At 47.7% G+C, this 6,171-nt stretch carries 4 protein-coding genes; 2 read left to right on the forward strand and 2 right to left on the reverse strand.

Annotated elements, in window-relative coordinates:
- Positions 1–104: 104 nt before the first annotated feature.
- Together ACOJS8_RS05385 and ACOJS8_RS05390 are read right to left on the reverse strand one after the other, a co-directional pair.
- Entirely contained in the window at positions 105–1,658 is a 1,554-nt protein-coding gene (locus ACOJS8_RS05385) for an FG-GAP repeat domain-containing protein (protein WP_420147508.1), read from the reverse strand.
- Between the two features lie 149 nt (positions 1,659–1,807).
- Positions 1,808–3,877, reverse strand: a complete 2,070-nt coding sequence (locus ACOJS8_RS05390) for a S9 family peptidase (protein WP_420147509.1) — start codon at positions 3,875–3,877, stop codon at positions 1,808–1,810.
- 161 nt (positions 3,878–4,038) lie between these two features.
- Between ACOJS8_RS05390 and ACOJS8_RS05395 the strand changes: the two genes are divergently transcribed.
- The gene (locus tag ACOJS8_RS05395) at positions 4,039–4,731 is read left to right on the forward strand and encodes a DUF3431 domain-containing protein (RefSeq protein WP_420147510.1); all 693 of its coding nucleotides are present in this window, start codon (positions 4,039–4,041) and stop codon (positions 4,729–4,731) included.
- A gap of 133 nt (positions 4,732–4,864) precedes the next feature.
- On the forward strand, positions 4,865–6,171 hold a 1,307-nt coding region (locus ACOJS8_RS05400), incomplete at its 3' end, for a M20/M25/M40 family metallo-hydrolase (protein WP_420147511.1).

Raw genomic sequence — 6,171 nt, forward strand, 5'->3', positions numbered from 1 at the left:
GAATGGTTTGAAGCGAGCTGGTTTTACCGGCGACTGGTTGAAATAACGTATTAGCCATTCGCAAACGTAGCATCCCGAGAGTTTATACTGTCGGGATGCTACGTTTAACGCGTTTTATTTTTCAGTACGATCAATGGCAAATGCGTATCCCAAAACGGTTTCAGACCCTCCTGAATAACAAACGTCTTTGAGAAATTGCCCAGCACAATGTCCGCGTCGCCATCCTGATCGACGTCATTTACGTCCATACAAATCCAGCGTCCGTAGGTACTAACAGGCAGCGCGGCAGGTTGAAACTGCAACAGCGTTTTCTGCTCGAAATAAAGACATCCTTCGGTGGGATTATGCAGAAAGTCAGCGAAGAAAGCAATCGTCACAATGTCTAAATCGCCGTCCTGATCGAAATCGTTAGCAATCGCTTTGGTACAGCCATTAATCGGATAGAAATACGTTTGCTTATAGCGAAAATCGCCCTGATTCAAGTAAATGTACACACCGTGGTAAGGTTTCAGAACCTTTGAAAAATCGCTGTTATCTCCGCAGGTGTACAGAATATCCAGACGACCATCTTTATTAAAATCCACTAACTGAAAGCTGGTCGAGCCATAAACCGATGAGAAACGTAGCAGATTACGTTCAGAAAACCCTCCTTTTTTATCGTTGAGGAATAACCAGATTCCTTCATCGGCATGTGCAAACAACACCATCAGATCGGGCCAGCCGTCAGCGTTAAAATCCCCCGTAACGGTCTGGATTGCTCCCGCAACTTCCCGAATCGGTATTTTAGTAAACCGATGGTTCGCTTCCTGCTTCATCCAGTACAATCCACCCCGCAAATGTCCGAATCCAGAAACCACCCAATCAGTTAAACCATCTTTATTGACATCAACCGGAACGGACTGCAACGGCCGTGGCAAATTCGTTGCAATTGCGGATGAATCGTTTACCCGACCGTTTGTTGTTCCCAGATCGATCAGCTCACCAAGCGTAATATCAGCGGCCCGCATGGTTCCCAGACACGTAAACGCGCTGCGTTCATTCCCTTTTTTATCCCGAAAAAACGTAGCACTAACGGCAGGCGAATGCAACTGTTTCACCAAGGTCGGGCGCAAGGTTTGATTCCAACTGTGCAGGTCACTACGTAGCGCATCGCTCGAATAAATCCGATGACCAATTGTGTCAATTGCTACCAACGTAGTGATGGCCGTCTGCGACGTATCACGCTGAGGAGTTTCGAGCGTAAACACAGACCAGCTATTCGCTAAAGGCGCCGGTTTTTCGCTGGCCTGTAATTTCTCCGGAGCCAGCGTTTGGTAATAGGCAATCAGTTTCTGCCAGTCGTTATACGAAATAGCCGCGTTACGGCCTGCATAATACTGACCTCCTGGATACGCTTCCAGACCCAGGTTAGGCGCCATAGCCGGCAGTACGTGCTTTACCCAGGTTTCCTTATCTAAGGCATCGGGCGATGGCAGTAGATGGCAATTGGTACAATGTTTCTGCGCCAGCTGCTGCCCGGCCGCCACCACCGGATCACGCAGCGCATCGTTAGTACTGTTACTGCTAGACTGACAGCTACTAATCGCTATGCATAGGACAGCGACGAATAAGGGGTTACTATGAATCAGAAGAAAGGAAAATCGTTTAAATATCACCACAAGGAGAATTGTTTTTCGCTAGTACGAAGTCTTATTTCACCTTAAGTTTTAATACAATTTGACCCGTTGAGGTCAGATGTTTATAGAAATAACGGCCACTATAACTATCTGAACACAGCGGGATCAAATCGCAAAGCCTACGTACTATTCTATTGCGTAATACCCACCAGATTTAGCATAAAGGCATATTCCAGCGCGATTTCTTTCAGTGCCTGAAAACGTCCTGATGCACCGCCGTGTCCCGCTTCCATGTTCGTATGAAGCAGTAATTGATTATTGTCCGTTTTCATTACCCGTAGCTTGGCAACCCACTTGGCTGGCTCCCAATATTGAACCTGCGAATCGTGTAAGCCCGTGGTCACAAGTAAGTTAGGATACGCTTTTTTCGCTACGTTATCGTACGGCGAATACGATAGCATGTACTTGTAATACTCCTCGTTTTTTGGATTGCCCCACTCTTCAAATTCGCCGGTGGTGAGCGGAATACTTTCGTCGAGCATGGTTGTCACTACGTCCACAAAGGGAACAGCCGCCACGACTCCCCGGTACAGCTGCGGAGCCTGATTAATAATAGCTCCCATCAGCAAACCGCCCGCACTGCCCCCCATGGCAAACAGCTTATCCGAGCTAGTATACTTGTTTTTGATGAGGTAGTCGGATACGTCAACGAAGTCGTTAAATGTGTTTTTCTTTTTCAGCATTTTACCATCTTCGTACCACCGACGTCCCATCTCCTGCCCTCCGCGAATGTGCGCAATGGCAAAAATGAATCCCCGATCGAGCAAGCTCAGTCGTGTCGAACTAAAGCCCGGATCAGTTGAATAGCCGTAGGAACCGTAGGAATATTGCAGCAACGGTGCCGAACCATCTTTGGGCGTTCCTTTACGATACACCAGCGAAACCGGTACCTTAACTCCATCACGCGCCGTAGCGTAAACCCGTTCCGATACGTAGTTGTCCTTGTCGAAGCCGCCCAAAACCTCCTGTTGTTTTTTCAGTATTTTCTCCTTCGTGTCCATGTTGTAATCGAAGGTGGAACCGGGAGTTGTCAGCGACGAATACCCGTACCGAAGAATATTCGTGTTGAAGTCAGGATTATAACCAATTCCCGCTACGTAGGCCGGTTCGCCAAAATCGAGGTATTCGTCGGTTTTCGTCGTCTGATTAATGATACGGATATTCGTCAAACCAGCTTTGCGTTCTCCCAAAACCAGGTGATTGGCGAACACATCCATATTCGCCAGATACACGTCGGGGCGGTGCGCGATCACTTCTTTCCAGGCCGATCGATCAGCGTTTTTTCCTTCAGGAACTTCCATCAGGCGGAAATTCTCAGCTTTCCAGTTCGTGCGGATGTAGAACTTGTTTTTGTAGTGAACGATGTCATACTCATGGCCTTTTTCACGCGGCAGAAAAACCTTAAAAGCACCTGTCGGCTGATTGGCTTCCAGCAATCGATATTCCGTAGCTACGCCATTATGATCGACGCCAATCTCAATGTATTTCTTTGATTTTGAGCGGCTCAACCCCATATAAAACTGGTTATCCTCCTCTTCATAAACCAGGACGTCGGTTTTGGGATCAGTGCCCAGTACGTGCCGATAGACCTGATAGCCAAGCAACGTTTGCGGGTCTTTTTTGATGTAAAAAAACGTCTTGTTGTCAGTTGCCCAGGCAAAGCTTCCAGCTTCGGTATTTTCAATAATTTCCGGGTAAATCTTACCGGTTTTGAGGTTTTTGATACGTAGCGTGTACAACCGACGACTGACGATATCTTCTGCAAAAATCGCCAGCTCGTCGTTGTCCGACACTTCGTAGCCGCCCAGTTGGTAATAGTTGTGTCCTTTGGCCATCGCATTGCCATCGAACATAATCTCTTCTACGCCTTCCATTGCTCCCTTCTTGCGGCAATAGATCGGATATTCGCCACCCGTTACGTAGCGTGTGTAGTAATAATAACTGCCTTCTTTATAGGGCACCGATTCATCCTGCTGTTTGATACGTCCCTTCATTTCCTCAAACAACTTGTTCCGCAAGTCTTTTACGGGAGCCAGGACCTTCTCGAGATACGCGTTTTCGTCGTTCAGATACTTGATAACTTCCGGATTTTCGCGCTCGTTGAGGTAATAATAATTATCAATGCGTTTATGAGCGCCCGTAACAAGTTCTTTGGGCTTGATAGCAGCTTTGGGGGGTATTAACGTTTGTGCCTCAGTCATAGTATTCAAAAAAAATGGAATCAGTAACGTAACAAAAATTCGTTTCATAGCGGTCCGTATCAGTGGATCGATTGAGAAGATTACTCGTAAAAATACGGTTTTCCGCCATCTTTGCCCCGGAATAATGCTCTACGAACGTAGCATCATGCTTATCAATCCATATGCCCATTCTTGAACTGGTTGTTGCTCACTACAACGAAAATCTAAACTGGCTACGTAACGTACCTAAAGAACTCGCCGTGACGGTGTATGACAAAAGTTCGGATGCTGTAGATGAACGATCAGTAATTTCACTGCCCAACATTGGCCGAGAAGCGCATACATATTTGTACCATCTTGTTGACCGATACGATTCGTTAGCCGACTGGACCGTTTTTTGTCAGGGCAAACCCTTCGACCATGCGTTTGATTTTAAGAAATCGCTACGCGATTTTGTCACTGCACCCGACTCGCTATCCACACATTATCCACAGGGGTTCGGCTGGCTTGGTCACTTAATCGACACGGACGACAACCAGGGAGACCGGCTCTTCCGATCGTGGAGCAAAAATGAAGACGGACGCGGGCTCGATTTGCTCGGTTTTCATCGCGCGCTCTTCGAAGCTGATGGTCCGGGCCAATACACGTTTGTATTAGGAGCTCAGTTTGTTGTTCATCGAAGCCTTGTCCACCAGAAGCCGGTCTCGTTCTATCAACACGCGCTGAACGTATCGATTTCGTTTCCCGATGCGGCTCACTGCTTCGAACGTAGCTGGGATCGTATCTTCGGCGTAGTGGGCATTAATTCTGAATGGCTTGCGGGCCGAAAAACGGTTTATCTGAAACCCATGAAGCACCAATCGTCAACAACGTAGCAACCGTAAAATAAACCGTTGTGTATTTTTTTATATTCGGTTGAACGCTTTGTTACTACAAAGCGTCTAAACAGTTGATATTGATATTTCGCCGACTATTTTCTATATTTAAGGAAGACTTTTACCTCCTCTCATGGCCCGAACGTTTTACGTGCCTCGCTTCCGAATCGTGCTGTTTTGCGTCGGCACGGTTAGCTTTCTTACCGCTTTTCATCCTGATAAAGCCTCACTTCAGAAGGTCTTTACCCGAATTAACGACGAGGTAAAAACACGCAGTCGTGCCTACGAAACACTGGCCGATGCCGCCCATAAAGTAGGCCATCGCCTGACGGGCAGCCCCAATGGTACCCAGGCCGAAAACTACGCTTTCGAGTTATTATCGTCATACGGCTTTAAGGAGGTCCGTTACGAACCGTTTGAGGTTGAAGCCTGGACGCGCGACACTGTTACGTTGTCCGTTGTACCATACCGTAGCGACAATTTTAGGGAAGTAAATGTTGTCGCGCTGGCTCACTCACCAGTTGAAGCACACATCCAGGGCGAAATTGTCGATGTTGGGAACGGCCTGGAGGGCGATTTTGCAGCCCTTAAAGATAAGTTAAAGGGTAAAGTAGCTTTGGTGAATATCGGTCTGTCTACTCCGACCAAAGGAGCCCGCAATTTGCACCGTTCTGAAAAAACCGCCTTAGCCATTCAGTACGGAGCTTCCGGCGTGATTATGGTCAATCTGGTGCCGGGTAACGTACTGCTGACGGGCACAGCTTCTGTTACTGGCAAACTGATTTCGATTCCGTCAGTCTGTATCTCGCTTGAAAGTGGACAAGCCATTCGCGCCTGGATGCAGGAAGAGCGAAGTCCGCTCCATGCCATGATCGACATGACCAATACCAGCCGTAAAATCCGAGCCCGTAACGTAGTGGCTACCATCAATGGCTCGAAATACCCTGAAGAGAAAATTATCGTCGGTGGTCATCTGGACTCCTGGGATCTGGCTACCGGTGCAATCGATAATGGAATCGGCTCTTTTGCCGTAATAGATATTGCCCGCACGTTCAAAGCACTGAAACTGAAGCCAAAACGTACAGTTGAGTTTGTGCTGTTTATGGGCGAAGAACAAGGACTGCTTGGCTCAAAAGCCATGGTCGACGGGTTGAAACAGACCGGGCAGTTAGATAAAGTACGTTACATGATGAACCTCGATATGACCAACGACCCAACGGGGATGAATGCCTTTGGCCGGTCGGATATCGTGCCGTTTCTGAACACAGTTGGCGAAACGATGAAAGAGGTCGAACCCATGTTTGCTAATCAGATGCAGAATCAGGCCGGTCTTCACTCCGATCATCAACCGTTCATGCTTGAAGGCGTGCCCGTTGTGGGTATGAGCGGTCATCTCGACAGAACAGTACTCGATTGTTACCACGCCAACTGCGATCACAT

The sequence above is a fragment of the Spirosoma sp. genome, from assembly GCF_048594605.1.
In the GTDB taxonomy this organism is placed as follows: domain Bacteria; phylum Bacteroidota; class Bacteroidia; order Cytophagales; family Spirosomataceae; genus Spirosoma.

Coding starts and splice junctions, on each gene's coding strand:
- ACOJS8_RS05395 (WP_420147510.1), top strand. CDS start 4,039: ATGCCCATTCTTGAACTGGTTGTTGCTCACTACAACGAAAATCTAAAC.
- ACOJS8_RS05390 (WP_420147509.1), bottom strand. CDS start 3,877: ATGACTGAGGCACAAACGTTAATACCCCCCAAAGCTGCTATCAAGCCC.